This is a genomic window from Nonomuraea sp. NPDC047529 (assembly GCF_040642995.1).
In the GTDB taxonomy this organism is placed as follows: Bacteria; Actinomycetota; Actinomycetes; order Streptosporangiales; family Streptosporangiaceae; genus Nonomuraea.
Window position 1 is genome coordinate 43,538 of the sequence record NZ_JBEYTJ010000017.1, and the last position, 26,015, is coordinate 69,552.

General features: G+C 70.1%; 22 protein-coding genes and 2 tRNA genes. 19 read left to right on the forward strand and 5 right to left on the reverse strand.

Going from position 1 to position 26,015, the window contains the following annotated elements; all coding sequences use genetic code 11:
* Positions 1-118 precede the first annotated feature (118 nt).
* Complete coding sequence (locus tag ABZ815_RS25835; protein WP_357702130.1) at positions 119-352, forward strand: hypothetical protein; 234 nt, start codon at positions 119-121, stop codon at positions 350-352.
* Here the strand turns inward: ABZ815_RS25835 and ABZ815_RS25840 are convergent.
* Positions 334-419: transfer RNA gene (locus ABZ815_RS25840), tRNA-Leu, on the reverse strand. The genes ABZ815_RS25835 and ABZ815_RS25840 overlap by 19 nt on opposite strands.
* A 308-nt stretch (positions 420-727) precedes the next feature.
* On the opposite strand from ABZ815_RS25840, the gene ABZ815_RS25845 reads away from it, so the two are divergent.
* Together ABZ815_RS25845 and ABZ815_RS25850 are read left to right on the forward strand one after the other, a co-directional pair.
* Positions 728-1,351, forward strand: coding sequence for a hypothetical protein (locus ABZ815_RS25845; protein ID WP_357702132.1), 624 nt, complete (start codon positions 728-730; stop codon positions 1,349-1,351).
* A gap of 208 nt (positions 1,352-1,559) precedes the next feature.
* Entirely contained in the window at positions 1,560-3,692 is a 2,133-nt protein-coding gene (locus tag ABZ815_RS25850) for a chaplin family protein (protein WP_357702134.1), read from the forward strand.
* 120 nt (positions 3,693-3,812) lie between these two features.
* Here ABZ815_RS25850 and ABZ815_RS25855 read toward each other — a convergent pair whose 3' ends face one another.
* The gene (locus tag ABZ815_RS25855) at positions 3,813-3,998 is read right to left on the reverse strand and encodes a DUF5703 family protein (protein ID WP_125641854.1); all 186 of its coding nucleotides are present in this window, start codon (positions 3,996-3,998) and stop codon (positions 3,813-3,815) included.
* Positions 3,999-4,187: 189 nt separating this feature from the next.
* Between ABZ815_RS25855 and topA the strand changes: the two genes are divergently transcribed.
* The 9 genes from topA to ABZ815_RS25900 all read left to right on the forward strand — a co-directional run bounded on the left by topA (position 4,188) and on the right by ABZ815_RS25900 (position 16,378).
* Positions 4,188-6,872 carry a type I DNA topoisomerase gene (gene topA, locus ABZ815_RS25860; RefSeq protein ID WP_357702136.1) on the forward strand — a complete coding sequence of 895 codons (2,685 nt, stop codon included), beginning with the start codon at positions 4,188-4,190 and terminating at the stop codon, positions 6,870-6,872.
* 114 nt (positions 6,873-6,986) lie between these two features.
* Positions 6,987-8,207, forward strand: a complete 1,221-nt coding sequence (locus ABZ815_RS25865) for a metallophosphoesterase (protein WP_357702138.1) — start codon at positions 6,987-6,989, stop codon at positions 8,205-8,207.
* Positions 8,208-8,279: 72 nt separating this feature from the next.
* On the forward strand, positions 8,280-8,855 hold the full coding sequence (locus ABZ815_RS25870; RefSeq protein WP_357702140.1) for a helix-turn-helix transcriptional regulator: 576 nt from the start codon (positions 8,280-8,282) through the stop codon (positions 8,853-8,855).
* Positions 8,856-8,994: 139 nt separating this feature from the next.
* A complete protein-coding gene (gene tmk / locus ABZ815_RS25875) occupies positions 8,995-11,031 on the forward strand; it encodes a dTMP kinase (RefSeq protein ID WP_357702142.1) in 2,037 nt (678 codons plus the stop codon).
* 9 nt (positions 11,032-11,040) lie between these two features.
* Complete coding sequence (locus tag ABZ815_RS25880; protein WP_357702144.1) at positions 11,041-12,219, forward strand: DNA polymerase III subunit delta'; 1,179 nt, start codon at positions 11,041-11,043, stop codon at positions 12,217-12,219.
* Positions 12,220-12,438: 219 nt separating this feature from the next.
* Positions 12,439-12,966 (forward strand): SigE family RNA polymerase sigma factor, encoded by a 528-nt coding sequence (locus ABZ815_RS25885; protein WP_357702146.1) that lies wholly within the window; start codon positions 12,439-12,441, stop codon positions 12,964-12,966.
* A gap of 8 nt (positions 12,967-12,974) precedes the next feature.
* Positions 12,975-14,006, forward strand: coding sequence for a permease-like cell division protein FtsX (locus ABZ815_RS25890; RefSeq protein ID WP_357702148.1), 1,032 nt, complete (start codon positions 12,975-12,977; stop codon positions 14,004-14,006).
* Between the two features lie 114 nt (positions 14,007-14,120).
* Positions 14,121-14,987 (forward strand): regulatory iron-sulfur-containing complex subunit RicT, encoded by an 867-nt coding sequence (gene ricT, locus ABZ815_RS25895; RefSeq protein ID WP_357702377.1) that lies wholly within the window; start codon positions 14,121-14,123, stop codon positions 14,985-14,987.
* A gap of 215 nt (positions 14,988-15,202) precedes the next feature.
* The gene (locus ABZ815_RS25900) at positions 15,203-16,378 is read left to right on the forward strand and encodes an AI-2E family transporter (RefSeq protein WP_357702150.1); all 1,176 of its coding nucleotides are present in this window, start codon (positions 15,203-15,205) and stop codon (positions 16,376-16,378) included.
* A gap of 30 nt (positions 16,379-16,408) precedes the next feature.
* Here the strand turns inward: ABZ815_RS25900 and ABZ815_RS25905 are convergent, their stop codons facing one another.
* Positions 16,409-16,768: a hypothetical protein gene (locus ABZ815_RS25905; protein ID WP_357702152.1), complete on the reverse strand. Its 360-nt coding sequence runs from the start codon at positions 16,766-16,768 to the stop codon at positions 16,409-16,411.
* 275 nt (positions 16,769-17,043) lie between these two features.
* Between ABZ815_RS25905 and ABZ815_RS25910 the strand changes: the two genes are divergently transcribed.
* The 3 genes from ABZ815_RS25910 to ABZ815_RS25920 all read left to right on the forward strand — a co-directional run bounded on the left by ABZ815_RS25910 (position 17,044) and on the right by ABZ815_RS25920 (position 19,667).
* The gene (locus ABZ815_RS25910) at positions 17,044-17,538 is read left to right on the forward strand and encodes a DUF1269 domain-containing protein (protein WP_357702154.1); all 495 of its coding nucleotides are present in this window, start codon (positions 17,044-17,046) and stop codon (positions 17,536-17,538) included.
* Between the two features lie 85 nt (positions 17,539-17,623).
* Entirely contained in the window at positions 17,624-18,142 is a 519-nt protein-coding gene (locus tag ABZ815_RS25915; RefSeq protein WP_357702156.1) for a hypothetical protein, read from the forward strand.
* A gap of 157 nt (positions 18,143-18,299) precedes the next feature.
* Positions 18,300-19,667, forward strand: a complete 1,368-nt coding sequence (locus tag ABZ815_RS25920; RefSeq protein WP_357702158.1) for an MFS transporter — start codon at positions 18,300-18,302, stop codon at positions 19,665-19,667.
* Between the two features lie 10 nt (positions 19,668-19,677).
* On the opposite strand, the gene ABZ815_RS25925 is transcribed toward ABZ815_RS25920, so the two are convergent.
* On the reverse strand, positions 19,678-21,510 hold the full coding sequence (locus ABZ815_RS25925) for a glycoside hydrolase family 15 protein (protein WP_357702160.1): 1,833 nt from the start codon (positions 21,508-21,510) through the stop codon (positions 19,678-19,680).
* Between the two features lie 207 nt (positions 21,511-21,717).
* Between ABZ815_RS25925 and ABZ815_RS25930 the strand changes: the two genes are divergently transcribed.
* The 3 genes from ABZ815_RS25930 (at position 21,718) to ABZ815_RS25940 (ending at position 24,105) form a co-directional block, all read left to right on the forward strand.
* A complete protein-coding gene (locus tag ABZ815_RS25930; RefSeq protein WP_357702162.1) occupies positions 21,718-23,238 on the forward strand; it encodes an alpha/beta hydrolase in 1,521 nt (506 codons plus the stop codon).
* 56 nt (positions 23,239-23,294) lie between these two features.
* Positions 23,295-23,368: transfer RNA gene (locus ABZ815_RS25935), tRNA-Thr, on the forward strand.
* A gap of 227 nt (positions 23,369-23,595) precedes the next feature.
* On the forward strand, positions 23,596-24,105 hold the full coding sequence (locus ABZ815_RS25940) for an RICIN domain-containing protein (RefSeq protein ID WP_357702164.1): 510 nt from the start codon (positions 23,596-23,598) through the stop codon (positions 24,103-24,105).
* Between the two features lie 74 nt (positions 24,106-24,179).
* Here ABZ815_RS25940 and ABZ815_RS25945 read toward each other — a convergent pair whose 3' ends face one another.
* On the reverse strand, positions 24,180-24,953 hold the full coding sequence (locus ABZ815_RS25945; protein WP_357702165.1) for an alpha/beta hydrolase: 774 nt from the start codon (positions 24,951-24,953) through the stop codon (positions 24,180-24,182).
* Between the two features lie 104 nt (positions 24,954-25,057).
* Here ABZ815_RS25945 and ABZ815_RS25950 point away from each other — a divergent pair, with 104 nt between their 5' ends.
* A complete protein-coding gene (locus ABZ815_RS25950) occupies positions 25,058-25,906 on the forward strand; it encodes a helix-turn-helix transcriptional regulator (protein WP_357702167.1) in 849 nt (282 codons plus the stop codon).
* The last annotated feature ends 109 nt before the right edge of the window (positions 25,907-26,015 follow it).

The following is a 26,015-nucleotide window of genomic DNA, read 5'->3' on the forward strand; positions in this document are numbered from 1 at the left end:
GCCCGCCACCACAGCCGGGCGAGCCCCTCGGTCATCGGCAACGCGTGCAAGATCAACGCAAGGGGCGCCGCCACGATCACGACCATGGTCAGCGCGATCCGGACGATATAGGTGAACAGTGAAGGCTGTCCCGGCTGCACAAGGCGTCACCGTCGCGGAGATCAGGTCGATGATCGAAGAAGTCGGGGATCTCGTGCGGCTGGTCTCCGAAGCGGACCCCGACGACAAGGCGGAACTCTACGTCCGGCTCGGCCTGAAGCTCATGTACTACCCGGAAAAGCAATATGTGGAGGCCCGGAACGAACCGGAACCCCCACATGTGCGTGCGGTGTGTGTCCGAGGGGGGACTTGAACCCCCATGCCCATCACTGGGCACTAGCACCTCAAGCTAGCGCGTCTGCCTATTCCGCCACCCGGACTTGGTGCCTGCACGCGGGACCGTCATCTCGCGTCGGCTCCGTAAGGTTAGCAAACTCTGGGGGGTGAGTCATACCAAGTATCGGCACAGCGGCCGGCGACACCTCCCCGGCGTCCCCGCCGCACCCCCGGGATGACCCTTCCAGGTGTCTCACGTGAAGCGGGCCAGCGTGTCCTTGGCCTTTTTCGGGGTCTCTGCTGAAAAGCCCTTGCGGCAACTTTGGGTGCTGCTACGGTTACGGATCGTTGAGGGGTGAGTCCACGGACCGGCCTCACGATGTGAGGCCGGTTCCGGAAGCTGGGAGATCAGGTGGCACGCACGAAGGTCGGACAGTCGGGGGCGTCGTCCCTCGCTGTGCGCCGCGTGCCCATGACGTTCCCGGAACAGGACACGACGTTCCCGGAACAGGACACGACGTTCCCGGAACAGGACACGACCGCCGAGCGGGCCGACCGGATGGCGCGGTTCGCGGCCGGCGCTCGCGGAGTTGTCGTGCGAGCGGTCACGATGGGCGTCCTCGTGGCGGCCGGGTGGCTGCTCGCCGTCGTGTTCGGCATGATGTCCGCCGCTCCGGCGGCCGCGGATGCCACCGCGGCCACCACAGGAGCCGCCGACGCGGCCCCGGCTCCTCTTTCGGCCCCCGTTCAGCTTTCGGCGTCGGACAACGCCGAGGCGATGGCGGGGCGCACCGTGGACGGTCTCAACAGCCAGCAGGATCCTGGTCTGCCACCACCATCCTCCGCCGGAAAGATCTTGGACACCAACGGATTGGTGCCCAACGGTGGTGGCAGTGGCCCGTTCGGGCCCGGTATGGGGGATGTCGCGAGGTCCGGTGTCGACCCGCGGCTGCAGTACCAGCCCGCCGTCATGGCGCGCGTGCTGCCCCCCGTCGTCCGCACAGCGGCGGACGACCCTTCCTTCTCACCTGACTGATCCCGCCATCCAGGCACGCCCCGGACGACCCGTCCGGAGAGCGGCGGCGGAGCGTGGTCATTTCCCCTCCGTCGGCGGGTGAGACGTCAGTCAACCTGTTCGCGAATCCGAGGTCACCGCTGTGCGCGACCTCGCACGTCCTCGCACGGCCTCGGCTGCCCGCGAACCGTTTCAGGTATCCCCCCAAGAACCACTAGGAGCATTCAGCATGCGTACGTGGGCTAGAGCATCCACCCCTGCGGCCCTTCTGGCGGTCGCGGTCATGTCGTTCGGCAGCAGCGCGGCCCTCGCCGACACCTCGGGAGACTCCTCCGTCGGCGGCGGCAACCAGGTCAACCTGCCGATCAACCTGCCCATCGACATCAGCGGCAACGCCGTCGGCGCGGCCGGCCAGTCGACCGCCGGTTCCCAGGGCGGCGCCTCGGTCGAGAACGTCGGCCCGAGCGACATCCCCAACCGCACCTCCGGAAACTCCAGCGTGCTCGGCGGCAACCAGGTCAACGCGCCGATCACCGCGCCGCTGAACGCCTGCGGCAACGCGATCTCCCTGTTCGGCAGGTCGGACGCGGGCTGCCGGGGCGGCGCGACCGTCCACAACAAGGGCAAGGGCGGGGCCGGCGGCAACCAGACCTCGGGCGACTCCAGCCTCATCGGCGGCAACCAGCTCACGGCGCCGATCACGGCTCCGATCAACGCCTGCGGCAACGCGCTGGCCATCTTCGGCGACGCGACCGCGGGCTGCAAGGGCGGCGCCGCCGTGCACAACAGCGGCGTGGGCGTGGGTGGCAACCGTACGTCCGGGCGCTCCTCCGCGCTGGGCGGCAACCAGGTGGTCGCGCCGGTCAACGCGCCGGTCAACATCTGCGGCAACGCGGTGGCGGTGTTCGGACGGGCGTTCGCGGGCTGCCAGGGCGGCGCCAGTGTCACCAACTCGGGCGGCGGCTGGCTGCACCACATGGCCGCGCCGGGCTCCACGGGCAACGACACCGACGGGCGCTACGGCGCGGGCAGCGGCAACCAGGTGATCGCGCCGGTCAACCTGCCCATCACGGCCTGCGGCAACGCCGTCGGCAACGCGGTGGCCAACTGCCGGGGCGGCGCGACGGTGCTGAACACCCGCGCCGGTTCGGGAGCGGGCGGGAACACGACCTCCGGGCGTTCGGGCGTGCTGAGCGGCAACCAGGTGATCGCGCCGATCACCGCTCCGGTCAACGTCTGCGGGAACGCGGTGGCCGCGTTCGGCAAGGCGTTCGCCGGGTGCAGGGGTGTCGTGTCGGTCAAGAACGGCGGCCGCGGCGCCGGTGGCAACCACACCTCCGGGCAGTCGGGCGTCGGAGCGGGCAACCAGGTGATCGCGCCGATCACGGCTCCGCTCAACGTCTGCGGCAACGCGGCCGCGGTGCTCGGCGCCTCCAACGCCCACTGCAAGGGCAGCGCGACCGTCTGGCCGCACGACGGCGTGGGCGGCGGCGGCAACCACACCTCGGGGCGTTCGGGCGTGCTGAGCGGCAACCAGGTGGTCGCGCCGATCACCGCTCCGGTCAACGTCTGCGGCAACGCGGTGGCCGTGCTGGGCGACGCCGCGGCGGGCTGCCTCGGCGGCGCGCACGTCGGCAAGCCGGGCTACCCGGGCGGCGGCTACAACCAGTTCCTGCGCTCTACCGGCCACACGGCCGCGGCCAAGAGCGGGCTGCTGCCCGCGGTGCCCGCCGTCCCCGCGCTCAACAGCGTCGGCGGCGGGTCCGCGCTGCCCGACGTCGGCGGCGTGCCGAACGTGGGTGGCGTGCCCAACGTCGGCGGTGTGCCGAACGTGGGTGGCCTGCCGGTTCCCGGCAACGTGACGCAGCAGCTCCAGGGCTCGGGCCTGCCGGTCGGCGGCGGCCTCTCCTCGCTGCCGCTCGTGGACGACGCCTCCAAGACGCTGGGCCTGCCCGCCCTTCCCGAGCTGCCCGGCCTCCCCGGCCAGGCGCAGGCTCCGACGCAGGCCGCGCCCGGCAACGTGGAGGTGCCGGCCACGCCGTCGCAGAACCGGGTGCCCACCCGGCCCGGCAAGCGTCACCTCGCCGACAGGGCCGACAACGTGCGCAAGGCGCCGCCGCGCCCCTCGTCGCCGCTCTCGCCGGCCACCGACCTGCTCACCTCCACCCCGGTCGGCGGCGCTGTGACCTCCGCCACCGGTGGCCTGCCCGTCGGCAACCTGGGCCTGATGAGCGCCGCCCAGCCCGCCGGTCTCACCGGGATGAACTCCAGCTCGCTGCTCGCGCTGCTGCTCGGCTCGATGTTCGCCGCTTCGGCCACGCTGTTCGCGACCGCTCGCCGATTCCGGTTCGGCCGTAAGTAGATATACGGCATAGGCAGGTAACCGCAGATACCGCTACCGCTCGCCGCCGTGAGTGGTAGGCGATAGATGCTTTGCCCGTTCCGGGGGCGCGGCCCGGGGCGGGCAAAGCCATGTCCAGGCTCAGAGCGTGCTGCGGACACGGATGACCTTGCGGCGCAGCCGTACGTGCCGGCTCCCGTCGGGGTGCACCCGCACCCGCGCGAGTTCCCACTGGCCGTACTCTGCATGTTCGGTCAGCAGTTGACGTGCGGCTTCGCGAGTGAGGTCGCGCGGAATGAAGATATCCATGTAGGAGTAGTCGAGCACAACGATTAGTCTCCAGGGTGAGTCAGGGCGCCATGCCGCTCGATGGGCCTTATTCTGCGTGCTTGTGGGTGGACCCGGAAGCTAGTGGGTAGCCCGGGGGAAGGAAATTTCCGCGAGTCGGGTTACCTTTCAGATCTATGCCGACTCCCGGTAGGGGGATTGCAAGCGAACAGTGAGGTAGGAAGCAGCGTGCCAGCCAAGAACGGCAGCTCCGGCGGAACACGCCTGGTGATCGTCGAGTCGCCCGCCAAGGCGAAGACGATCGAGAAATACCTCGGCGCCGGCTACACGGTGGAGTCCAGCATCGGCCACATCCGTGACCTGCCGGAGCGGGCCGACGACATCCCCGAGGCGTTCAAGAAGGAGCCTTGGGCGCGCCTCGGCGTGAACGTCGAGCACGGGTTCGAGCCGCTGTACGTCGTCAACCCCGACAAGAAGGCGCAGGTCAGCAAGCTGCGTCAGCTGTTGAAGGGCGCCGACGAACTCTACCTGGCCACTGACGAGGACCGTGAGGGCGAGGCGATCGCCTGGCACCTGCGCGAGGTACTCAAGCCGACCGTGCCCGTCCACCGCATGGTGTTCCACGAGATCACGCCGCAGGCGATCCGCGACGCCGTCGCGAACCCGCGCGACCTCAACCTCCGCCTGGTCGACGCCCAGGAGACCCGCCGCATCCTCGACCGCCTCTACGGCTACGAGGTCAGCCCGGTCCTGTGGAAGAAGGTCAAGCCGCGGCTGTCGGCCGGCCGGGTGCAGTCGGTGGCGACGCGGCTGGTGGTGGAGCGCGAGCGGGAGCGCATGGCGTTCACCTCGGCCCACTACTGGGACCTGCAGGCGCTGTTCGACTCCGGCAAGCCCGAGGAGCGGCCGCGTGACTTCACCGCGACGCTGAGCTCGGTCGACGGCAAGAGGGTGGCCCAGGGGCGCGACTTCGCCAGCACCGGGCAGCTCAAGACGGCCGACGTGCTCCACCTGTCCGAGGCCGCCGCCGGTGAGCTGGCCGGCAGGCTCCAGGGCACGTCGTTCTCGGTCAAGTCCGTCGAGCGCAAGCCGTACACGCGCAAGCCGTACGCGCCGTTCCGGACGACCACGTTGCAGCAGGAGGCCAGCCGGAAGCTGGGCTTCTCCGCCAAGTACACGATGCAGGTCGCCCAGCGGCTGTACGAGCAGGGGTTCATCACCTACATGCGTACCGACAGCATCACGCTGTCGGAGACCGCCATCGCGGCCGCCCGCTCGCAGGCCATCAAGCTCTACGGCGCCGCGTACGTGCCCGACAAGCCGCGCGTCTACACCAGCAAGGTCAAGAGCGCGCAGGAGGCCCACGAGGCGATCCGGCCCTCCGGCGAGGAGTTCCGCACGCCGGGCGAGACCGGGCTGTCCGGCGACATGTTCCGCCTCTACGAGCTGATCTGGCAGCGCACGGTCTCCTCGCAGATGAAGGACGCGGTCGGCGAGTCGATCAGCGTCAAGGTCAGCGGCCGTTCGGCCGCCGGCGAGAACGTCGAGTTCAGTGCCTCCGGCCGGACGATCACCTTCTACGGCTTCCTCAAGGCGTACGTGGAGGGGGCCGACGACCCCTCGACCGACCGCGACGACTCCGAGAAGCGGCTGCCCAACCTGGCCGAGGGCGACGCGCTGACCGTGTCGCGGCTCGACGTGGCCGGCCACTCGACCAAGCCGCCCGCCCGCTACACCGAGGCGTCGCTGGTCAAGGAGATGGAAGACCGGGAGATCGGGCGGCCCTCGACGTACGCGTCGATCATCGGCACGATCCTCGACCGCGGCTACGTGTTCAAGAAGGGCACCGCGCTGGTGCCGTCGTTCCTGGCCTTCGCCGTGGTCAACCTGCTTGAGCAGCATTTCGGCAACCTGGTCGACTACGACTTCACGGCCGAGATGGAGAAGGTGCTCGACGACATCGCCAACGACCGCGCCGAGCGGGTGCCCGAGCTGCAGCGGTTCTACTACGGCGCGGGCGACGGCGACGAGGGCCTGAAGGAGATGGTCACCGACCTCGGCGACATCGACGCCAAGGAGATCAGCTCGTTCCCGATCAGGGGCACGGACATCGTCCTGCGGGTCGGGCGTTACGGGCCGTACCTGGACAGGGACGGCGCGCGGGTCAACGTCCCGGAGGACACCACGCCCGACGAGCTGACGGCGGAGAAGGCCGAGGAGCTGTTCTCGCGGCCCACCGGCGACCGTGAGCTGGGGCGCGACCCGGTGAGCGGGCACACGATCGTGGCCAAGGACGGCCGTTACGGGCCGTACGTGACGGAGATCCTGCCCGAGCCGGCCGAGGACGAGGCGCCGAAGAAGCGGACGAAGAAGGCAGACGCCCCCAAGCCGCGCACCAGCTCCCTGTTCAAGACGATGTCGCTGGACACGATCACCCTCGACGACGCGCTCAAGCTGCTGGCGATCCCGCGGGTCGTGGGCGAGCTCGACGGCGAGGAGGTCGTGGCGCACAACGGGAAGTTCGGGCCGTACATCAAGAAGGGCACCGACTCCCGCTCGCTCTCCTCTGAAGAGGACCTGCTGACGGTCACGATCGAGCAGGCCAAGGAGCTGTTCGCGCAGCCCAAGCAGCGCGGGCGGCGGGCCGCGGCGGCGGCGCCGCTGCGGGAGCTGGGCGACGATCCGGCGTCGAAGAAGCCCGTGGTGGTCAAGGAGGGGCGTTTCGGCCCCTACGTGACCGACGGCGAGACGAACGCCTCGTTGCGCAAGGGCGACACGGTCGAGGACATCACCATCGAGCGGGCCGCCGAGCTGCTGGCCGAGCGCCGCGAGCGGGCGCCCGCGCCGAAGAAGACCACGCGGAAGGCGCCGGCGAAGAAGACGACCGCGAAGAAGCCGGCGGCCAAATCGTGAGTGGCACCGCGAAGGAGCCGGCGGCCGGATCGTAGGCGGCACCGCGAAGGGGGCGGTGAATCGTCAGTGGCACCGCGGAGAAGCCGGCGGACAAGTCGTCAGTAGCATCGACGTGTGATCGTGCTGGTCTTCGTCGCTCTGGTCCTGGTGGCGCACCTGTATCTGTGGCATCGCATGGTGCGCTCCGCGACCCGCCCCGGGCGTGCCCGCAAGGCGCTGACCTGGGGCCTGGTCGGGCTGGTCCTGCTCGTGGTGGCCACGTTCGTGGGGACGCGGATGGAGCTGGGCAACTGGCTGGCCTGGCCGGGCTACCTGTGGGTGGCGTTGATGTTCTACCTCGTGGTGTTCCTGCTCGTGCTGGAGGTGCCGCGGGCCGTCGCCTCGGTGCTCATCCGCAGGCGCGAGCGCAGGACGGTGGCGGTGGAGGAGCCGATCCCGGTCATGGCGAGCCCGGTTCCCGCGGTGGCGGCCGCCCCCGCGCCGCCCGCGGCCGAGCCGCCCATGAGCAGGCGGCTGTTCCTGGGACGCACCACCGCGGTGGTGGCCGGGGTCGGCGCGCTGGGCACGGTCGGTTACGGCGTGAGCCGCGCCCTGGGCGACCCCGTCCTGGAGCCGGTGCGGGTCACACTGCCCAAGCTCGACCCGAGGCTGAACGGCCTGCGCTTCGCCGTGGTGAGCGACATCCACCTGGGCCCGCTCACGGGCATCGGCCACACCGAGCGCATCGTCAGGATGATCAACGGCCTGCGTCCCGACGTGGTGGCCATCGTCGGCGACCTGGTGGACGGGTCCGTCGCCCAACTGGGCTCCCTGGCCAGACCGCTGAAGAGCCTTGAGTCCCGCTACGGGGCATATTTCGTGACCGGCAACCACGAGTACTACACCCAGAACGGCCCCCAGGAATGGGTCGAGGAGCTCGACCAGCTCGGCGTCCGTTCGTTGCGCAACGAGCGCGTGGAGATCACGCACCAGGGCGCCGTACTGGACCTGGCCGGGGTGAACGACCTCAACGGCGAGGCCACGGGCGACGGGCCCGACTTCGGCAAGGCGCTCGGCGGACGTGAGCCGGGGCGGTCCACGGTGCTGCTCGCGCACCAGCCCGTACAGGTGGAGCAGGCCGCCGGGTTCGGCGTCGACCTGCAGCTCTCGGGGCACACGCACGGCGGGCAGATCATGCCGTTCAACCTGGTGGTCGGCCTGCAACAGCCCGTCGTGTCCGGCCTGGCCACGATCGACGGCGTGCAGGTGTACGTCACCAGGGGTGCCGGGTTCTGGGGGCCGCCCGTACGGGTCGGAGCGCCGCCGGAGATCACTATGCTGGAGCTGCGCTCCTGACTTTGCGCGACGCGGTGGCCACGTGGTGTCATCCTGGCGTAGTATCCGACCGGATACTCGCAGGAGGTGATCATGGTTTCCTCTCCCGCCGAAGGTGCCTTGCGCCAGGCGGCCGCGCTCGCGCCCGACGTCGCGTTCTGGGCCAGGCGCGGCGGGCTGCTGTTCCGGCAGGCCCGCCACGCGGCGAGCATGAACCAGAAGGCGCTGGCCAGCAGGAGTGGCACCTCGCGCACCACACTGTCTGCCTACGAGCACGGCAGGAAGTCGCCGACGCTGGAGACGGCCGGGCGCATCCTCGACGCGGCCGGGTTCCGGCTGGCGCTTGAGCCCAAGGTCGAGTTCGCCGTGGAGACGGCGGCCGGCCGCAGCTTCCACGTCCCGAGCCGGCTGCGGCGGCTGCCGGTGGCCGCGGCGCTGGGGGTCCTGCGGTTCGGCGGCCAGGTCTACGACCTGGCCGATCGCGGCCAACGCCGGGCGGCCTACTCGGCGCTGCTGTGCGAGGGCGGTCCCGCCGATCTGCTCGACCACGTCGACGGCGCGCTGCTCGTCGAGCTCTGGGGCGAGCTGGCCCTGCCGTCCGCCGTCCGTGCCGCCTGGTCCCCTCTGGTGGAGGAGATCAGACAAGAGGCCGGAGTAATGAATCGATGATGATTTCGGTGGGCTGTTCCGAGTGCGCGACCTGCGCGCAGACCCGACTCCGTAATACCCTCAGCCACGGACAAGCGGGTAATTCCGCGTTGTCTTCTTGTCTTCCCATGTCCGGCCGACACCTGGATACGCTGAAATCATGACTGCCCCTAGGCGCGCCGCGAATGTGCTGGCCCATGCGCCGTTCCGCCGGCTCTGGACGGCCATGTCGGTGTGCAGTCTCGGCGACTGGCTCAACATCCTGGCCCTGACCGCCCTCGCCGGAAACCTCAACCAGGGCGACTACCGCATGCAGTCGCTGGCCGTGGGCGGCGTGTTCATCGCCAAGATGTTGCCCGCGGTGCTGCTCGGGCCGCTGGCCGGGGTGTTCGCCGACCGGTTCGACCGGCGGCTGACCATGTTCACGGCAGACCTGGCCAGGTTCGCGGTCGTGCTGTCGATCCCCGTCATCGGCACGTACCAGTGGGTGATCGTCGCGACCGTCCTGGTCGAGTGCGTCAACCTGTTCTGGGTCCCCGCCAAGGACGCCACGGTGCCCAACCTGGTGCCCAAGGACCAGCTCGAATCCGCCAACCGGCTCAACCTGCTGGTCACCTACGGCAGCGCGCCGATCGCGGCCCTGCTGTTCGCCGCGCTGTCCCTGGTCGGCGACATGGGCCGCAGCGTCCTGCCGCTGCTCGGCGGCATGGACCCGACCGCCCCGGCACTGATCGTCAATGCCCTGGCCTACCTGGTGTCGGCCTTCCTGATCTTCACGCTGCGCGGCATCCCCAGGCGCGACGGCGCGATCTCGACGCCCTCGGTGCTCAAGCAGATCGTCGAGGGCTGGCGGTTCGTGGGCGGCAACCGGCTCGTGCGCGGGCTGATCATCGGCATGCTGGGCGCGTTCGCCGCGGGTGGGGCCGTGGTCGGCGTGGCCAAGATCTACGTGGTGGCCCTCGGCGGCGGCGACGCGGCCTACGGCGTCGTGTTCGGCGCGGTCTTCGTCGGCATGGCGCTGGGCATGTTCGTCGGCCTCAGGCTGCTGCACGGGCTGTCGCGGCGGCGGCTGTTCGGCCTGGCCATCACCGTGGCCGGGCTGGTGCTCGTGGCCATCGCGCTGATCCACAACCTGCCCATCGTGGTCATGCTGACGGTGCTGCTCGGGGCGTGCGCGGGCATCGCGTGGATCATCGGCTACACCCTGATCGGGCTGGAGGTCGACGACACGCTGCGCGGGCGCACGTTCTCGTTCCTGCAGTCCACCGCGCGGGTGACGCTGCTGCTCGTGGTGGCGGTGGCCAACCCGCTGGCGGCGCTGTTCGGCGCCCACGAGTTCGGCCTGGGCGCGATCGCCTACCGGTTCGACGGCACCAACCTGGTGCTGGTCATCGGCGGCGTGCTCGCGGTGGCCGTCGGCATCCTGGCGCTGCGCCACATGGACGACAGGAAGGGCGTCTCGCTCTCGGCCGACCTGATCGCGGCGGTGCGCGGCGAGCGTTACCCCGCCGAGCCGGCCGAACACGTGCCGGGGCTGTTCATGGCGTTCGAGGGCGGCGAGGGCTCGGGCAAGACGACGCAGTCGCGGCTGATCGCCATCTGGCTGCGCGACCAGGGCTACGACGTGGTCCAGACGCGGGAGCCCGGCTCGACCAAGATCGGCATGCGGCTGCGGGCCATCCTGCTCGACGCGGCCGAGCGTGGCCTGTCGGCCCGTTCGGAGGCCCTGCTCTACGCGGCCGACCGGGCCGAGCACGTCGAGAAGGTGATCCGCCCGGCGCTCTACCGGGGCTCGCTGGTGATCAGCGACCGCTACGTCGACTCGTCGCTGGCCTACCAGGGCGCCGGGCGGGCGCTCGATCCCGAAGACGTCTCCAAGATCAACGCCTGGGCGACGGGCGGGCTCGTACCGCATCTGACCGTGCTCATCGACACGCCGCCCGAGGTGGGGCTGACCCGGCTGGGCGGGGCGGCCGACCGGATCGAGTCCGAGCCGCTGGAGTTCCACCAGCGGGTGCGCAAGGAGTTCCGCGCGCTGGCCGCCGCCGATCCAGGCCGCTACCTCGTGGTCGACGGCACGATGGCGCCCGAGGTGCTGACCCGCCAGATCCAGGACCGCATTCGTGAGATCCTGCCCGACCCGGTTCCCCGGGAGTCCGAAGACGCCACGGGCACGATGCCCGCCATCCGCGACTAGCCTTACCCCGTGACGGTTTTCGATGACCTCGTCGGGCAGGACCAGGCGATCTCGGTGTTGTCGCGGGCCGCGGCGGCGGCCGGCGAGGCCGTCAGGGGCGGTCGCGGCGCCGGCATGACGCACGCCTGGCTGTTCACCGGCCCGCCGGGGTCGGGCCGGGAGGAGGCCGCGCGCGCCTTCGCCGCCGCGCTGCTGTGCCCCGACGGCGGTTGCGGCCACTGCGACCAGTGCCACCAGGTGCTGATCGGCTCCCACCCCGACCTGGAGTCCGTCCGTCCGGAGGGGCTGTCCTACAGCGTCAAGCAGACCCGCGAGCTCATCCTGCGGGCCGCGGGCGCCCCCACCCAGGGCCGCTGGCGGGTCATCCTGTTCGAGGACGCCGACCGCGCCACCGAGTCGGCGGCCAACGCCCTGCTCAAGGCCATCGAGGAGCCGCCGGCGCGCACGGTCTGGCTGCTGTGCGCGCCGGCCCCCGACGACCTCATGATCACCATCAGGTCGCGCTGCCGCCAGGTCACGCTGGCCACGCCGTCCACCGAGGCCGTCGCGCACGTGCTGGCCACGCGTGACAGCGTGCCGTGGGAGACCGCCGCGTTCGCCGCCCGGGCCGCGCAGGGGCACATCAGCAGGGCGCGGTCGCTGGCCCTCGACGAGGGCTCCCGTCGCCGGCGGGAGGCCGTGCTGGGCATCCCGCGCTCGCTGACCGGCGTGGGCGAGTGCATCTCCGCCGCCGAACGCCTGGTCAAGACGGCCGAGGAAGAGGCCGCGGCGGCCACGGCGGCGCTCAACGAGAACGAGACGTCCGAGCTGCGCAAGCTCTACGGCGAGGGGTCCACGGGCAAGGGGCTCAACCGGGGGCTGGTGCGCGGCGGGGCCGGAGCCCTCAAGGAGCTGGAGGACCGGCAGAAGTCCCGGGCCACCCGCATCAAGCGGGACTCTCTCGACGCCGCGCTGCTGGAGCTGGTGTCGTTCTACCGTGACGTGCTGGCCATGCAGTTCGGGGCGGGGGTGGAGCTGGCCAACGACGACATCCGGTTCGACCTCGACCAGCTCGCCAAGTCGTCCACGCCGGAGGAGACGCTGCGGCGGATCGACGCGATCATGCGGTGCCGGGAACGGCTGGGCGCCAACGTCAACCCGCAGATGGCCGTGGAGGCGATGATGTTGTCGCTGCGTGCGGCGGCCTGACCTGGTCTCGGCCCCTGCCTGCGGCCCCTCGCCTTCGTGATCCGACGGCGGTGGTGACGGCGACCCCTCGATGCTCATGAACGCGGTGCGCCGCACGCTGGCCGGCTCGATGCGCCGGTTCCGGGGCGCCTGAGGGTTCGCCTGCCGGAGATCTTGTGCAGGCGGAAAGATATCCGGGTGACCGGAGCAGCAGACGAGCCCGTGAGGCGTCTCTGTAGCGTGGAAGTCGAACTGCTCTCCCAACAACAGGCCCTGGAGCGGCAGCGGGTCGATGTGGCGTCGATCTTCGCCGAACATCATGTGGGCCTCGTGCGGCTCGCCTTGATCATGGTCGGTGATCAGGCCACCGCCGAAGACGTCGTGCAGGAGGCGTTCGCACGTACGCACGCCGGCCGGGCCCGCCTGCGGGAGGCCGACAGGGCGCTGGCCTATGTGCGGTCAGCCGTGCTCAACGGGTGCCGGTCCGTCCTGCGCAGACGGGCGACGGTGTTCCGGCGGGCGGTGCCCTACGAGCCGCCGGTCTGGTCGGCCGAGAGCGCCGTGTTGCTGGGCGAGGAGCGGCGCGAGGTGCTGCTCGCCCTGCGGGAGCTGCCGCGCAGGCAGCGCGAGGCGCTGACCCTGCGCTACTACTTCGATCTGTCCGACCAGGAGATCGCCGAGACCATGGGCGTCAATGCGAGCACGGCCAGGTCCACGATCGCGCGAGGGCTCGCCGCCCTCGGCCGGGCGCTTGGGGAGGAATCATGAACAGCCCGATGGAAGACAGACTGCGGGAGGCGCTCGTCGAGGCGGGCGCGACGGTCGACACCGGTGCGCTCAAGCCGCTGCGGGCGCCCGAGCGGCGCCGGAGCCGGGTAGATCTGCGGCTGGTGGGCGCGGCCGTGGCGGTGGTGCTCGCGGGGGCGACGACCGCCGTCTGGCTGGGGGTTCGAGGAGACGAGCACGTGGTGACGCTGGCCGCTCCCACCGATGGGCGGTCCGATTCGTCGGAGTTGACGATCTATCTCTGTTCGAGGACGGCCAGTGGGAAGGCGCCGTCCTGCAAGGGGCAGGACGTCACACCCGAGCAGGCGAAGTCGATCGAGGTGGCGGCGAAGGAGGTGCCCGGCGTCGTCTCGGTGACGTTCCTCGACCGGGAGGCGGTCCTCGCCGCCTTCCGACAGGATTTCGCGCACAATCAGCAGGTGCTCGACGCGGTGACGGCCGACGACCTGCATGCGTCGTTCCGGCTGCGACTTGAGCCCGGCACGGATCCGGTGAAGGTGAAGCAGGCACTCGCCCGGCTCCCCGGGATCGAGGACATCGACCTGGTGCCCGCTGCTGTCTCCCTTCGGCCATCGAAGGATCAGATCAGCGTCTTCCTCTGCAAGGACGGCACGGCGCTGCCCACCTGCGGTGCCGAACGAGCATCGGACGGCGAGCAGGTCAGCAAGGAGGGAAAGGGGATCACGACGAGACAGAAGGACAAGGTCCTCGCGCTGCTGAAGGCGTCCAAGCAGGTGAAGTCCATCCTCTACGAGGACCAGACGTCGGCGTACGAGAACTTCAAGCGCGAGTACGAGGACAACAAGGCCCTGGTCGCCGCCACCAGGGTCGAGGACATGCCGGAGTCGTACCGGTTGCGCATGAGGTCGGAGCTCGACGACTGGAGCGGGCTGGTCAAGACCCTGAGACATCAGCGGGGTGTCGCATCCGTCGTCGTGCAGCGTTGCCTGATCGAGAGGCTGGCCCTGACCGGCTACCGGGTGAGTCTGCCGAAGGACAAGTGGTGCCGGGAGGGCGGCTGATTCAAGATCGGGCTCGGTGCCCCTCACGTTCGCCGGGTGGACCCACGTAGTGTGGCAACGGAAGGCCGTAACAACCCCCGAGGCCGTCAGGGAGGCGAGCTCTAGCCCATGGGAATGATCATGGCCGTGAGCTTCACGCGCTACGGGAGGCTCTACTACCTCGATCCGGGCGGGCACGCCCCCAAGGTCGGCGACAAGGTGCTGGTGCCGACCGACTCGGGTCCCGAGGTGGCGGAGTGTGTGTGGGCGCCGCAGTACACGAGCGAGGACATCGACGGTCTGCCCGTGTGCGCGGGGCCGGCGGAAGAGGAACACCTCTCGCGCGACGAGTCCAACAAACGCCGCAGGGCCGAGGCCCGCAGCGTGTCCAAGAAGCTGATCAAACGACATGGGCTGCCGATGAAGGTCGTCGGCATCGACTATCTCGACCAGGACAACGTCTACACCGTCTATTTCTCGGCCCCTCATCGGGTCGACTTCCGGGCCCTGGTCCGCGACCTGGCCCGTAACCTGCGGGCCAGGGTCGAGTTGCGGCAGATCGGCCCCCGGGACGAGGCGCGGTTGCAGGGCGGCATCGGTCCCTGCGGCCGTGACCTGTGCTGCGCCACCTTCCTGAAGGACTTCGAGCCGGTGTCCGTGCGCATGGCGAAGGACCAGGACCTTCCGGTCAATCCACTGCGCATCGCGGGAGCTTGCGGGCGGCTCATGTGCTGCCTGAAGTACGAGCACCCGCTGTACGTCGAGAGCCGGTACAGAATGCCTCGCGCGGGAAGCCGGGTGAGCACGCCGCAGGGCGACGGGGTCGTGACGGGGCACAACGTCCCGGGCGACACGGTGACGGTGCGCCTGGACGACGGCGGGAGGCGCTGCGCGTGCCCGTCCGCGTCGGTGTGTTCGCCTCGCATCCAGCACGACACGATGTACGGCACCCAGGAGGAACCAGCCGATCAGCAGCCTTCCGGCGAAGGGGAGGAAAGCTAGACAACTCATCCCGTTCTGGTCCAGGTGATGCTCGGCTCGGCTCGTCCGCGGACAAGCCGAGCAGGCGGTAGATGCCGGGCTGGAGCGGTCGGCCGTCGTACGTTGGGTGCGTCGCTTCCGTGTACGACGCAGCTCAAGCCACTGGCTGGACGCGCCGAGGGCCGCCGTCCGCGCGCGGTCACGGGAGGTGGGTTCCAGAGCCTGGAGAGCCAGCCATGAAGAAGCCGGTGGAGCCGAGCGGCGGCGTGCCCGCGGTGCAGGTGCTGCTGTCGCCTGCCAACGTCTGGCGGGCCGGGCTCGCCGTGGCGGCCGTCGTCGCGGTGGCGTTCTTCCTCCGGTTCGTGCTCACCGACGCGGGTCCGCTGATCGCCATGCTGGTGATGGCGTGGTTCCTCTCGCTGGCCATGGAGCCCGCCGTGCGCCGCATGTCGCGGCGCATGCCACGGGGCAGGGCGACACTGCTGGTGATGACGTTGTTCATCCTGGCCTTCGTGATCTTCCTCGTGCTGTTCGGCAGCATGTTCGTGCAACAGGTCGCGGTCTTGCTGAAGGCCCTGCCCGAGGTCATCACCGGCGTCGTCGAGTGGGTCAACACCCGTTTCGGCACCCGTTACGAGATCTCCGACATCCTCCACTCCATCAACCTCACCCCGCAGCAGGCGGCCGAGTACGCGCAGGGTGCGCTCGGCGGGATCCTGGGCCTGCTGGGCACGGTGACCGGAACGGTGTTCAACCTGTTCACCCTGGCGCTGCTGACGTTCTACTTCTCGGCCGACGGGCCGAGGCTGCGCCGGTGGCTCGCGCAGCTGCTGCCCGGCCGGGTCCAGCAGGTCTTCATCAGCGTCTGGGACGTGTCCATGATCAAGACCGGCGGCTACGTCTCCTCCCGGCTCATTCTGGCCACCATCAACGGCACGGCCTCGGCCCTGGTGTTCCTGCTGCTCGGCATGCCCTCCTGGCTGGCGCTCGGGGCGTGGACGGGGCTGGTCGCCCAGCTCGTGCCCACCATCGGCACCTACATCTCCATCGCCCTGCCGGTGGTGGTGGGGCTGGTCTCGTCCCGGCCCTGGATCGGCGTGGCCGCGTTGGCCTGGGGCATCGTGTACCAGCAGGTGGAGAACCTGACGCTGGAGCCGAAGATCAGTTCGCGGGCGGTGGACATCCATCCCGGGGTGTCCTTCGCCGCCGTGATCCTGGGGGCGTCGCTGTTCGGCGCGATGGGTGCGCTGCTGGCCATCCCGGTGGTGGCCATGCTGCTGTCGCTGGTCGACACGTTCGCCACGCGTCAGGAGTTCCGGGAGGTCATGGCCGCCGAAGCGGCGCCGCCGAAGGGCGGACCCGGGGAAGCGCCGCCGCCGAAGGGCGGGCACGGTGCGCCGCCGCCGAAGTGACGTGCCCTCCGGCGGGTGGAGCGGGGGCGGTCAGCCCTGGGGATAGCCGGGGATCCGGCGACGCTGGGTCGCGGTGCCGACCCAGTGGACGAGGTCCAGCACGACCGCCACGGCGATCCAGAACCAGTCCGCTCCTCTGAGTCCGACACCGGGGATGTAGAGGATCACGTACATCAACGTGGTGAACGGCAGGAAGATCAGGCCGAGCAGGGGCCAGATCCAGGTGTCGAAGGCGGCGCTCACCAGCGCGGGCCGCGCCACCCAGATGATGAAGACGGCGAGTCGTGGAAACAGCCCCGCAAAAACCGCGAACAAACAGCCCATGGCAGCCCCCGCCTCTCCATCACGCCTCACCAGAAAGAGGGCGAAGTGGATGGTCCCCGTGACCACGGCCGCTCACCCTCGACGACGGGCATGAAAAGGCCCTGCTTCCGTTTGCCTGGCCGATGCCTTCTCGGCGTGCTGGGGGCCGAATCCGAAAGGCTGCACAGATTTGCCCCATGGAAATCTTTTGCCTCCTCGCGGTGGCCGCCCGATCGGAAAGGGGGGATCAGAAGCAGGGAGGGCGGGTCTGGCAGAGGTTGCCCCCGTACGTGCCGTGATGTGGGGTGCTGCCCTCTGGACCACCTGTTCGTCGACGCAACCGATCAGAAGGAAACAGCCCCATGAGCCACCTCATCGCGATCTCCTACCCGGACGTCGCCACCGCCATCGCCGTACGTGATCGCCTCGCCGACCTGCAACGGCAGAACCTGATCACGATGGAGGACATGGCCATCGTCGAACGCCGGGCCGACGGCACGATCAAGCTGCTCCAGACCAAGGGGACGACCGGCATGGGGGCGGCCGGCGGAGCGGTGTGGGGTGGCCTGATCGGGCTGTTGTTCTTCATGCCGCTGTTCGGCATGGCGCTGGGCGCCGCCACCGGAGCGGCCGCCGGAGCGCTGACCGACGCCGGCGTCAACGACGAGTTCATGAGGGAGCTCGCCGACACGCTGGAACCCGGCACCGCCGCGCTGTTCGTCCTGGTCGTGCAGAGCACCCCGGACAAGGTGATCCCGCAGATCCAGTCGTACGGCGGGCATGTCATCCAGACCTCGCTCAACCGCGAGGAGGAAGCGCAGCTGCGCGAGATGATGGAGGGGACCGGCGCCCGGTGAACGGAACCGTCTCGCGCCACCACGGATCCGCGGCGCGCACGGCCACGCCTCGCTGACCGCGCGGCCACCACCGAAAGAGGTCGCCATGGGGAAGGTGCCCGATCCGGCCGACGGTCATCGGTCGCCGGACGGCGGCGCCCACAAGGACTACACCGGTGCCGTCTACGGATCACTGCTCGCCGCCTCGGTGGTGGCGGGCACCGCGTCGCTCGGCAGGTTCCCGCGCCTGGAGATGATCGTCTTGCTGTTGGGGACCAGCGTGGTGTTCTGGGCCGCTCATGTGCACGCCCGCCTGTTCGGCGCCCGTGCGGTCTTCCAGAGCATGAGCGTGGCCGACATCCGCCGGGCCTGCGCCGAGGAATGGCCGATCGTCACTGCGGCCGTGCCGCCGGCCGTCGCCGTGGCCGTCGGACCGCTGCTGGGTCTCGAACCGCAGGGCACGGCGTGGCTGGCCATCGCGGTGGCGGTGGCCGGGCAGGTCGGCTGGTCGGCTGCGGCGGCCGTGGGGATCGGTGCCTCGTCTCGGATGGTCCTGGTCACGAGCGTGGTCAATCTGCTGCTCGGGCTGGTCATCGTGGTGCTGAAGGCCGCGTTCCAGCATTGAGCCGGGGTGGCCGGTCCGCGCGGCGTGCCGGAAGCTTCCCGGGGCGGAAGTCCCAGTGAGTTTCGGATCGAGGGAGGTGGACGATGTGCCGCGGCGATCCCGTCCGTGAGGGTTTCCGCGCCGGTCCGGGCGGTGGGCTGCGCCGGCGGGGTGGAACGTGACCGGCACCGGCCCGGACGCCTTCGCGAAGAGCCCTCTGGCCCCTCTGGCGCTGGCCCAGTTCATCTGCAGCTTCGCCGGCTCGAACATGAACGTGATGATCAACGACATCGGCCGGGACCTGGACACCACGGTGGAGGGCGTGCAGAGCACGATCACGCTGTTCCTGTTGATCATGGCCGTGCTGATGATCCCGTGCAGCAAGCTGACCGACCGCTGGGGACGCAAGAGGTGTTTCCTCGCAGGGCTCACCCTGTACGGGATCGGCGCTCTGACCAGCGCCTTTTCACCCAGCCTGGCAGTGCTGATCGTCGGCAACTCGGTCCTTGAGGGCGTCGGGACCGCATTGCTGATCCCGCCCGTCTACATCCTCGCGACGATGGCGTTCGACGATCTGCGGTCGCGGGCCAGGGCCTTCGGCCTGATCAGCGGGCTGGGCGGGGTCGGAGCGGCGGCGGGCCCGCTGATCGGCGGGTTCATCGCCACGGCGATCACCTGGCGGGCCGCGTTCGTCTTCCAGGCGGTGGTCGTCGCGGTGATCGTCTTCCTCAGCCGCCGGATCGCCGACCCGGTGGCGCCGGATCCGACCCGTCCCTTCGACGGCGCCGGGGCGGTCCTGTCGGCCGTCGGCATGTTCTTCGTGGTGTTCGGGATCCTCCAGGCGAGCAAGAACGCCGTGCTGATGGTGGCGTTCCTCGTCGTCGGGGCCGGGTTCCTGGTCTGGTTCCTCCTGCACATCCGCGCTCGGGAACGCGCGGGGAAGGAGCCGCTGCTCTCGACCCGGCTCTTCCGGAACCGCACGTCCAATCTCGGCCTCGTCACCCAGAACATGCAGTGGCTGGTGCTCATGGGGACGTCCTTCGTCGTCGCGGTCTTCCTGCAGAAGGTCCGCGGGTACAACGCGATCCAGACGGGCGTCATCTTCACGTCGGCGACCGTGGGGGTCCTGCTGACGTCGCTGGCGGCGGAGCGGCTCACCAGGAAGCACTCCCAGAAGAACCTGATCTCGGCGGGTTTCGCCATGACCGTGACCGGGATCGCGGTCCTGCTCGCCCTGGTCGGGGCGTCGTCGAGGGTCGTCGCCTTCGTGCCGGGGCTGCTGCTCATCGGGCTGGGCGTGGGCGTGATGCTGACCCCGTCGGTCAACGTCGTGCAGTCCAGCTTTCCCGAGGAGCAACAGGGCGAGATCTCCGGGCTGTCGCGCAGCGTGTCCAACCTCGGCTCGTCGTTCGGCACGGCGATCGCGGGCACGATCCTCATCTCCGGGCTGGCCGAGGGGAACCGGTCCTATGCGCTCGCCATGATCGCTCTTGCGATCTTCGCCCTGGTGGGGCTGGGCGCCGCGATCCGACTGCCCGCTCGGTAGGCCATGAGGTTCACCGCCCGTCCGGGGCGGCGCCCTCAAGTTGTTCGTCGAGGGCGATGGCCGCCGCAATGAGCGCCAGATGGGTGAACGCCTGCGGGAAGTTGCCGAGCTGCTCGCCCGACGGGCCGATCTCCTCGGCGAACAGGCCGACGTGGTTGGCGTAGGTGAGCATCTTGTCGAAGGCGTACCGGGCCTGCTGGAGCCGTCCGGCGCGGGCCAGGGCCTCGACGTAGAGGAAGCTGCACAGGTTGAAGGTCCCCTCCGACCCGCGCAGGCCGTCGGGGGACGCGGCCGGGTCGTAGCGGTAGACGAGGCTGTCGCTGACCAGTTCCTTGTCGATGGCGTCCAGGGTGCTCAGCCAGGCCGGGTCGCGGGGGGAGATGAACCCGACCCGGGGCATGAGCAGCAGCGACGCGTCCAGCACGTCGGTGCCGTAGTGCTGGACGAACGCCTGCCGCTCGGAGTTCCACCCACGGTCGACGATCTGGTCGAAGACGGCGTCCCGGACACTCCTCCAGCGGACGAGGTCGGCGGGACGGGAGTAGGCGGTGGCCATCCGGATGCCGCGGTCGAAGGCGACCCAGGTCATCAGGCGGCTGTAGGTGAACTCCTGGCGCCCGCCACGGGTCTCCCAGATGCCTTCGTCGGGACGGTCCCAGGTGTCGGCCAGCCAGTCGAGCAGCTTGGCGAAGGACCGCCAGCCGCGGATGCCGCCGACCTCCTGGGCCTGGGCCAGGGCGTCGGCGGCCTCACCATAGATGTCGAGCTGGAGTTGGTCGGCGGCGGCGTTCCCGGCCCGTACCGGCCGGGACTGCCGGTATCCCTCCAGGTGGCCGAGCACTTCCTCGGTCAACAGGGGATCTCCGTCGATCCGGTACATGATCTGCAGCGGCTCACCCGAGGCGCGGCCGACGATCAGGCGTTCACGCAGCCACGTACGGAAAGCCTGGGCCTCCTCGACGAAACCGAGGTCGATCAGGGCGCGGACGGACAGGGAGGCGTCGCGGACCCAGGTGTAGCGGTAGTCCCAGTTGCGCTCGCCGCCGATCTGCTCCGGCAGTCCCATCGTGGCGGCGGCGATCGGGGCGCCGGTGGGCGCGTACGTCAGGAGCTTGAGCGTGATCGCCGAACGGTTCACCATGTCACGCCAGCGACCCCGGTACCGGGACGCGCGCAGCCAGTCGTGCCAGAAGTCACGGCAGGTCTCGAAGCTGTCGCGCGCGCTGTCGGGGGTCACGGGCGGCACGGGCTGGTCGCCGTCGCTGTCGCTGGTCAGGACGATCGCGGCCGTCTGGCCGGCCTGGAGGGTGAAGTCCGCCACGACGTCCTCGCCGTCGGGGCGCAGGGTGATGGGGCCGGCGGCCTGCAGGTGCAGGTTCGTGCCAGCGCCCTGGAAGACCGCTGATCGGTCGTCGTGGAGGGCGAGCGTGTGCGGTGCCCGCCCGTAGTCGAAGCGGGGACGGCAGGTGAAGGTGAAGGGCAGGCTCCCGCGGACCACCCGGGCGAGCCGCACCAGGCGGTGCCGGCCGGAAGGCATGGCGGAGGTGTTCGGCTCCATGTAGTCGGCGACCTCGCCGACGCCGCCGGGGCCCATGAAACGGGTGACGAGGATGGCGGTGTCCGGCAGGTAGAGCTGCCGGACGGTCGTCTCGTCGGCCCGGTCCACGTCGGCGGCCAGCCGGCAGTGCCCACCGCGCCCGCTGTCGAGGATGGACGCGAAGAGGCTCGGGGAGTCGAACCGGGGCGTGCACCACCAGTCGATGGTGCCGTCGCCGGAGACGAGCGCGGCGGTCTGCAGGTCTCCGATCATGCCGTGGTCCGCGATCTGCGGGTAGCCGTTCATGGATGCCTCCGTTGTTCGCCGGACATACCGGACGACTGCCTCCGGACGTGTCGCCTGAGCGACCGTGCCCGGGGGGAACGGAGCAGTCTTTTCAGGCTAACTCCTGACTTGACGTGAAGTCATCCGGGGGAGGGCCGTTCCTTCTCGTCCTGGTGAGCGCCGGGGGTTCCGCGGCGTGTCCCGTGCCGGCGGTGGTTGGGTGGTGGGGTGCGTGACTACCGCTCGTGGCGGGCCTCCGCCCTGCTGCCTATGTCCGGTTCGTGGTGGGCGCCGGTGTCGCGTGGTGTCGCGGCCGGGGTCACGGTGTCGGCGGTGCTCCTCGCCGGCGGGTGCGGCAGGGAGGAGCGGGCGGTGCGAGGGCTCCGCTGGTCCGATTGCGGTGACGGCTTCGAGTGCGCGACGTTGCGGGTGCCGCTCGATCACGGGGAGCCCGACGGTGAGCAGCTTGAGCTCGCGGTCGTCCGGCTGCCCGCGAGCGGGCCGCGGCTCGGCTCCCTGGTGGTGAACCCCGGCGGGCCGGGGGCCTCCGGGGTCGAGTACGCCAGGGCCGCCCGGCTCGCGGTGAGCGCGAAGGTGCGGGAGCGGTTCGACGTCGTGGGGTTCGATCCCCGCGGGGTGGGACGGTCGGCGCCGGTCGAATGCCTCGACGACGAGCGGCTCGACGCGTTCGTGGCCATGGAGACCACGCCCGACACCGCCGCGGAGCAAGGGGAACTGGAGGCCGCGGCGCGGAGGTTCGCGGCAGGCTGCCGGCAGCACGCCGCCCGGCTGCTGCCCCACCTCGGGACCGTGGACGTCGCCCGCGACCTGGACCGGCTGCGTCAGGCCCTGGGCGACCGGAAGCTCACCTATCTCGGCAAGTCGTACGGGACCTTCCTCGGGGCTGTCTATGCCGATCTGTTCCCTGACAAGGTGCGGGCGCTCGTGCTGGACGGCGCCCTCGATCCGGCCGGCTCGCGGGTGCGGATGAACGCGGAGCAGGCGGTGGGGTTCGAGAAGGCGCTGCGCGCGTACGTCGAGGACTGCCTGAGCGGCCGGGACTGCCCGTTCGCCGGACGCGATGTCGAAGCAGCGATGGACGAGGTCGGGGCCCTGCTCCGCCGTGCCGACGTCCGGCCCTTGGAAGGGGGTGGGCGGCCGGTCACCGAGGCGCTGGCCACGCTCGGAGCGCTGACGCCGCTCTACGACCGCGCCTCCTGGCCGGAGCTCACCGAGGCGCTGCGCCGGGCGCTGAAGGGCGACGGCTCCCTCCTGCTGCGGAACGCCGACCAGCTCGCGGGCAGGCAGGACGACGGCACCTACTCCAACCAGCTGGAGGCCGGCCTGGCGGTCAACTGCGTCGACGGCCCGTATCCGACGACGGCCGCGGCCTTCGCGGCGGACGCGGCGGAGACGTCCAGGGAGGCGCCCCGGTTCGGGCCGTACATCGTGTGGTCGTCGCTGCCGTGTGCCTTCTGGCCGGCTCGGCCGACCTTCTCGCCGCATCCCCTGACCGCCGAGGGCGCTCCTCCGATCCTGGTCGTCGGCACGAAACGCGACCCGGCGACGCCGTACGGATGGGCTCGGGCATTGGCGGGGGAACTCCGGTCCGGCGTGCTGCTCGGTTACGACGGCGACGGGCACACCGCGTACGGGGGCGGCTCGCCGTGCGTGGACGATGCCGTCGATCGGTATCTGGTGGAGGGGGTGCCGCCGGGAGATGGCGTGATCTGTCCCGGCATCCGGTGATCAGGAGGAGCAAGAACCCCTCGATCTCCTGTAGACTCCTTCAAGCCGTACGGCACGCCGCCTTAGCTCAGTCGGCCAGAGCACTTCACTCGTAATGAAGGGGTCTGGGGTTCGAATCCCCAAGGCGGCTCCCAGTTCTGAAGGCCCTCTCGGATGTTCCGGGAGGGCCTTTTGCGTGGCCGTACAGCGGTGCCGTTGCGAGGCAGCGGGCAAGGCCCGTCGATGGCATCGCCCGGCACTGGGCGGCTCCCTGGTTGAACGGGGATAGGAGACTGTCAACGGAAGGTGATTGATCCAACACGGTGAGTTGCGGCATGGTGCTCTAGCCCTGTTCAACGCACCCTCGGAGGGACAATCATGCAGCTTGTTCGCCGTCTTCTGTCCGGAGCCGTTCTCGTCACCACCGTCAGTGCGGGTCTCGTCCTGCCTGCTGCGGCCTCCGCTCCGAACCCCTTGTGTATCGACGTCACCAACGATCGTGGCAACGGGGTCCGGATCTACCAATGGGAATGTCAGTCCGGCAACAACAACCAGAAGTTCGTGATCGACGGAGGCCAGATCAAGATCAAGGACACGCTGGGGACGTCGCGGCCGATGTGTGTGGACGCCACCAACCACCGCGGCAACGGGGTCCGGATCTACCAGTGGGAGTGTCAGGCCGACAACGACAACCAGAGGTTCGTGATCGACGGGGGCCAGATCAAGATCAAGGACACGCTGGGGACGTCGCGGCCGAAGTGCATCGACGTCACCAACGACCGCGGCAACGGGGTCCGGATCTACCAGTGGGAGTGTCAGGCCGGCAACGACAACCAGAGGTTCGTGATCGACGGCGGTCAGATCAAGATCAAGGACACGCTGGCCTGAGCGAACGGGTCGGCGGCGGGGGCTGGGTCTGCGCGTGCGGACCGGCCCCCGCTGTCTTCGCCGGGGGAACCGGGTCAGGCGGTGAAGTCGCGGACGAGCTTGACGAAGTCGTCGAGGCGTTCGGCGCTGGAGACGTGGCCGGTGTCGAGTTCGAGGTAGGAGCTGCCGGGGATGGCGGCGTGGAGCTCGCGGGAGTTCTCCACCGGGATCAGGCCGTCATGGGCGGCGCCGACGACCAGCGTGGGGGCCTGGATGCGGGGGAGCAGGTGGCGCAGGTCCACGCGGCGGCCGAGGTCGATCTGGCGCAGGCGGCCGGGGTGCGGCTGGAAGTACGTCGCCCGGCTCTCCAGGTCCTCGGGGCTGAGGGAGTTGAGGTGGCGGCGGCTGAAGGCGGTCAGCATGGAGAAGCGGGCGAAGGCGTCCGGGGTGCCGGCCAGGCTCAGCCAGATCTGCAGGGCGGTGCGGAGGTAGGCGTCCTCGGTGTGGGCCCAGCCTGAGATCGGGATCAGGCGGCGGACCAGTTCGGGACGGGTGGCGGCGAGGGACAGCGCGACCACCGCGCCCAGGGAGAAGCCGAGCAGGTCCACGGGCGCCTTGCCGGAGTGCTCGATGACGGCTGCGAGCTGCCGGGTCAGGTCCTCGACGGTCAGGGGGGCGCCGTCGTCCTCGGCGAGGTCGCTGCCGCCGAGGTCCGGGAGGATCACGGTGTTGCGGTCGGTGAAGTGGCCGGCGACGCCGTCCCAGGTCACCGACCCCGGGCCGGTGCCGTGCAGGAGCACCAGGGCGGGGCCGTCGCCGAGGGTGCGGTAGGCGACGCGGGTTCCGGAGACGGTCAGGTGGTGGGTCATGGACGTCACCGTGCCAGCCGGCGTGCCGGATGAGGAGCGGACCGGACTCCCTAGGACAAGGAGTCCTAGACTGCGATATTTCGTGATGTTGCAGGATGGGGTGCATGGATCGCGAGGAGCTTGCCGATTTCCTTCGCCGCTCGCGGGAGCGGCTGCTGCCCGGCGAGGTGGGGCTGCCGTCGGGGCCGCGCCGCCGTACCCCTGGGCTGCGGCGGGAGGAGGTGGCTCAGCTCGCGGGCATGTCGGCCGACTACCTGATGCGGTTGGAGCAGGCACGCAGCCCGCAGCCGTCCACCCAGTTGCTGGGCGCGCTGGCGCGGGCGCTGCGGCTGACGGGCGACGAACGCGACCACCTCTACCTGCTGGCCGGGCACCGTCCACCGGCCGGGCCGCGGGCGGGCGAGCACGTCAAGCCGAGCCTGCTCTACCTGCTCGACCGCCTCGTCGGCACCCCGGCGCAGGTGCTGAGCGACCTCGGTGACGTGCTGGCGCAGAACGCCATGGCCGAGTCGTTGTTCGGGTGCAGTTGCACGGTCGAGCAGCCCGACCGCAACATCGTGTGGCGCTGGTTCAGCGATCCGCTCAGGCGCGAGGCGTATCCGGAGGAGGAGCACGCCGAGCGCTCCCGTGTGCACGTGGCCGACCTGCGCGCGGCGGTGGTCCGCCGTGGCAACGACGAGCCGGCCCGGGCGCTGGTCGAGCGTCTGCGCCGGGCCAGCCCGGAGTTCGTCTCGCTGTGGGAGCGTCACGAGGTCGCGGTACGCCGCAGCAGCCGCATGCGGATCCGGCATCCGGCCATCGGCGCGATGGAGTTCGACTACGAGGTGCTGCTGGCCCCGGACGAGGACCAGCGGCTGCTGATCTTCGCGCCGCCGCCGGGGTCGAAGACGTTCGAGGCGTTGGAGCTGCTGCGGGTGGTGGGTCCGGAGACCGCGCACCGGAGCCATCGCTAGCCGCCGCCCGGAAAATGCCATGTCAGCGCGCATGTCAGGGCGATGACGGTCCGGCGTCAGGGCGGTCCGGGATGGTTGGTTCATCACCGGTTCGGGGATTGCGGCCCGA

Coding starts and splice junctions, on each gene's coding strand:
- ABZ815_RS25850 (WP_357702134.1), top strand. CDS start 1,560: ATGCGTACGTGGGCTAGAGCATCCACCCCTGCGGCCCTTCTGGCGGTC.
- ABZ815_RS25870 (WP_357702140.1), top strand. CDS start 8,280: ATGGTTTCCTCTCCCGCCGAAGGTGCCTTGCGCCAGGCGGCCGCGCTC.
- tmk (WP_357702142.1), top strand. CDS start 8,995: ATGACTGCCCCTAGGCGCGCCGCGAATGTGCTGGCCCATGCGCCGTTC.
- ABZ815_RS25890 (WP_357702148.1), top strand. CDS start 12,975: ATGGAAGACAGACTGCGGGAGGCGCTCGTCGAGGCGGGCGCGACGGTC.
- ricT (WP_357702377.1), top strand. CDS start 14,121: ATGATCATGGCCGTGAGCTTCACGCGCTACGGGAGGCTCTACTACCTC.
- ABZ815_RS25900 (WP_357702150.1), top strand. CDS start 15,203: ATGAAGAAGCCGGTGGAGCCGAGCGGCGGCGTGCCCGCGGTGCAGGTG.
- ABZ815_RS25910 (WP_357702154.1), top strand. CDS start 17,044: ATGAGCCACCTCATCGCGATCTCCTACCCGGACGTCGCCACCGCCATC.
- ABZ815_RS25915 (WP_357702156.1), top strand. CDS start 17,624: ATGGGGAAGGTGCCCGATCCGGCCGACGGTCATCGGTCGCCGGACGGC.
- ABZ815_RS25925 (WP_357702160.1), bottom strand. CDS start 21,510: ATGAACGGCTACCCGCAGATCGCGGACCACGGCATGATCGGAGACCTG.
- ABZ815_RS25940 (WP_357702164.1), top strand. CDS start 23,596: ATGCAGCTTGTTCGCCGTCTTCTGTCCGGAGCCGTTCTCGTCACCACC.
- ABZ815_RS25945 (WP_357702165.1), bottom strand. CDS start 24,953: ATGACCCACCACCTGACCGTCTCCGGAACCCGCGTCGCCTACCGCACC.
- ABZ815_RS25950 (WP_357702167.1), top strand. CDS start 25,058: ATGGATCGCGAGGAGCTTGCCGATTTCCTTCGCCGCTCGCGGGAGCGG.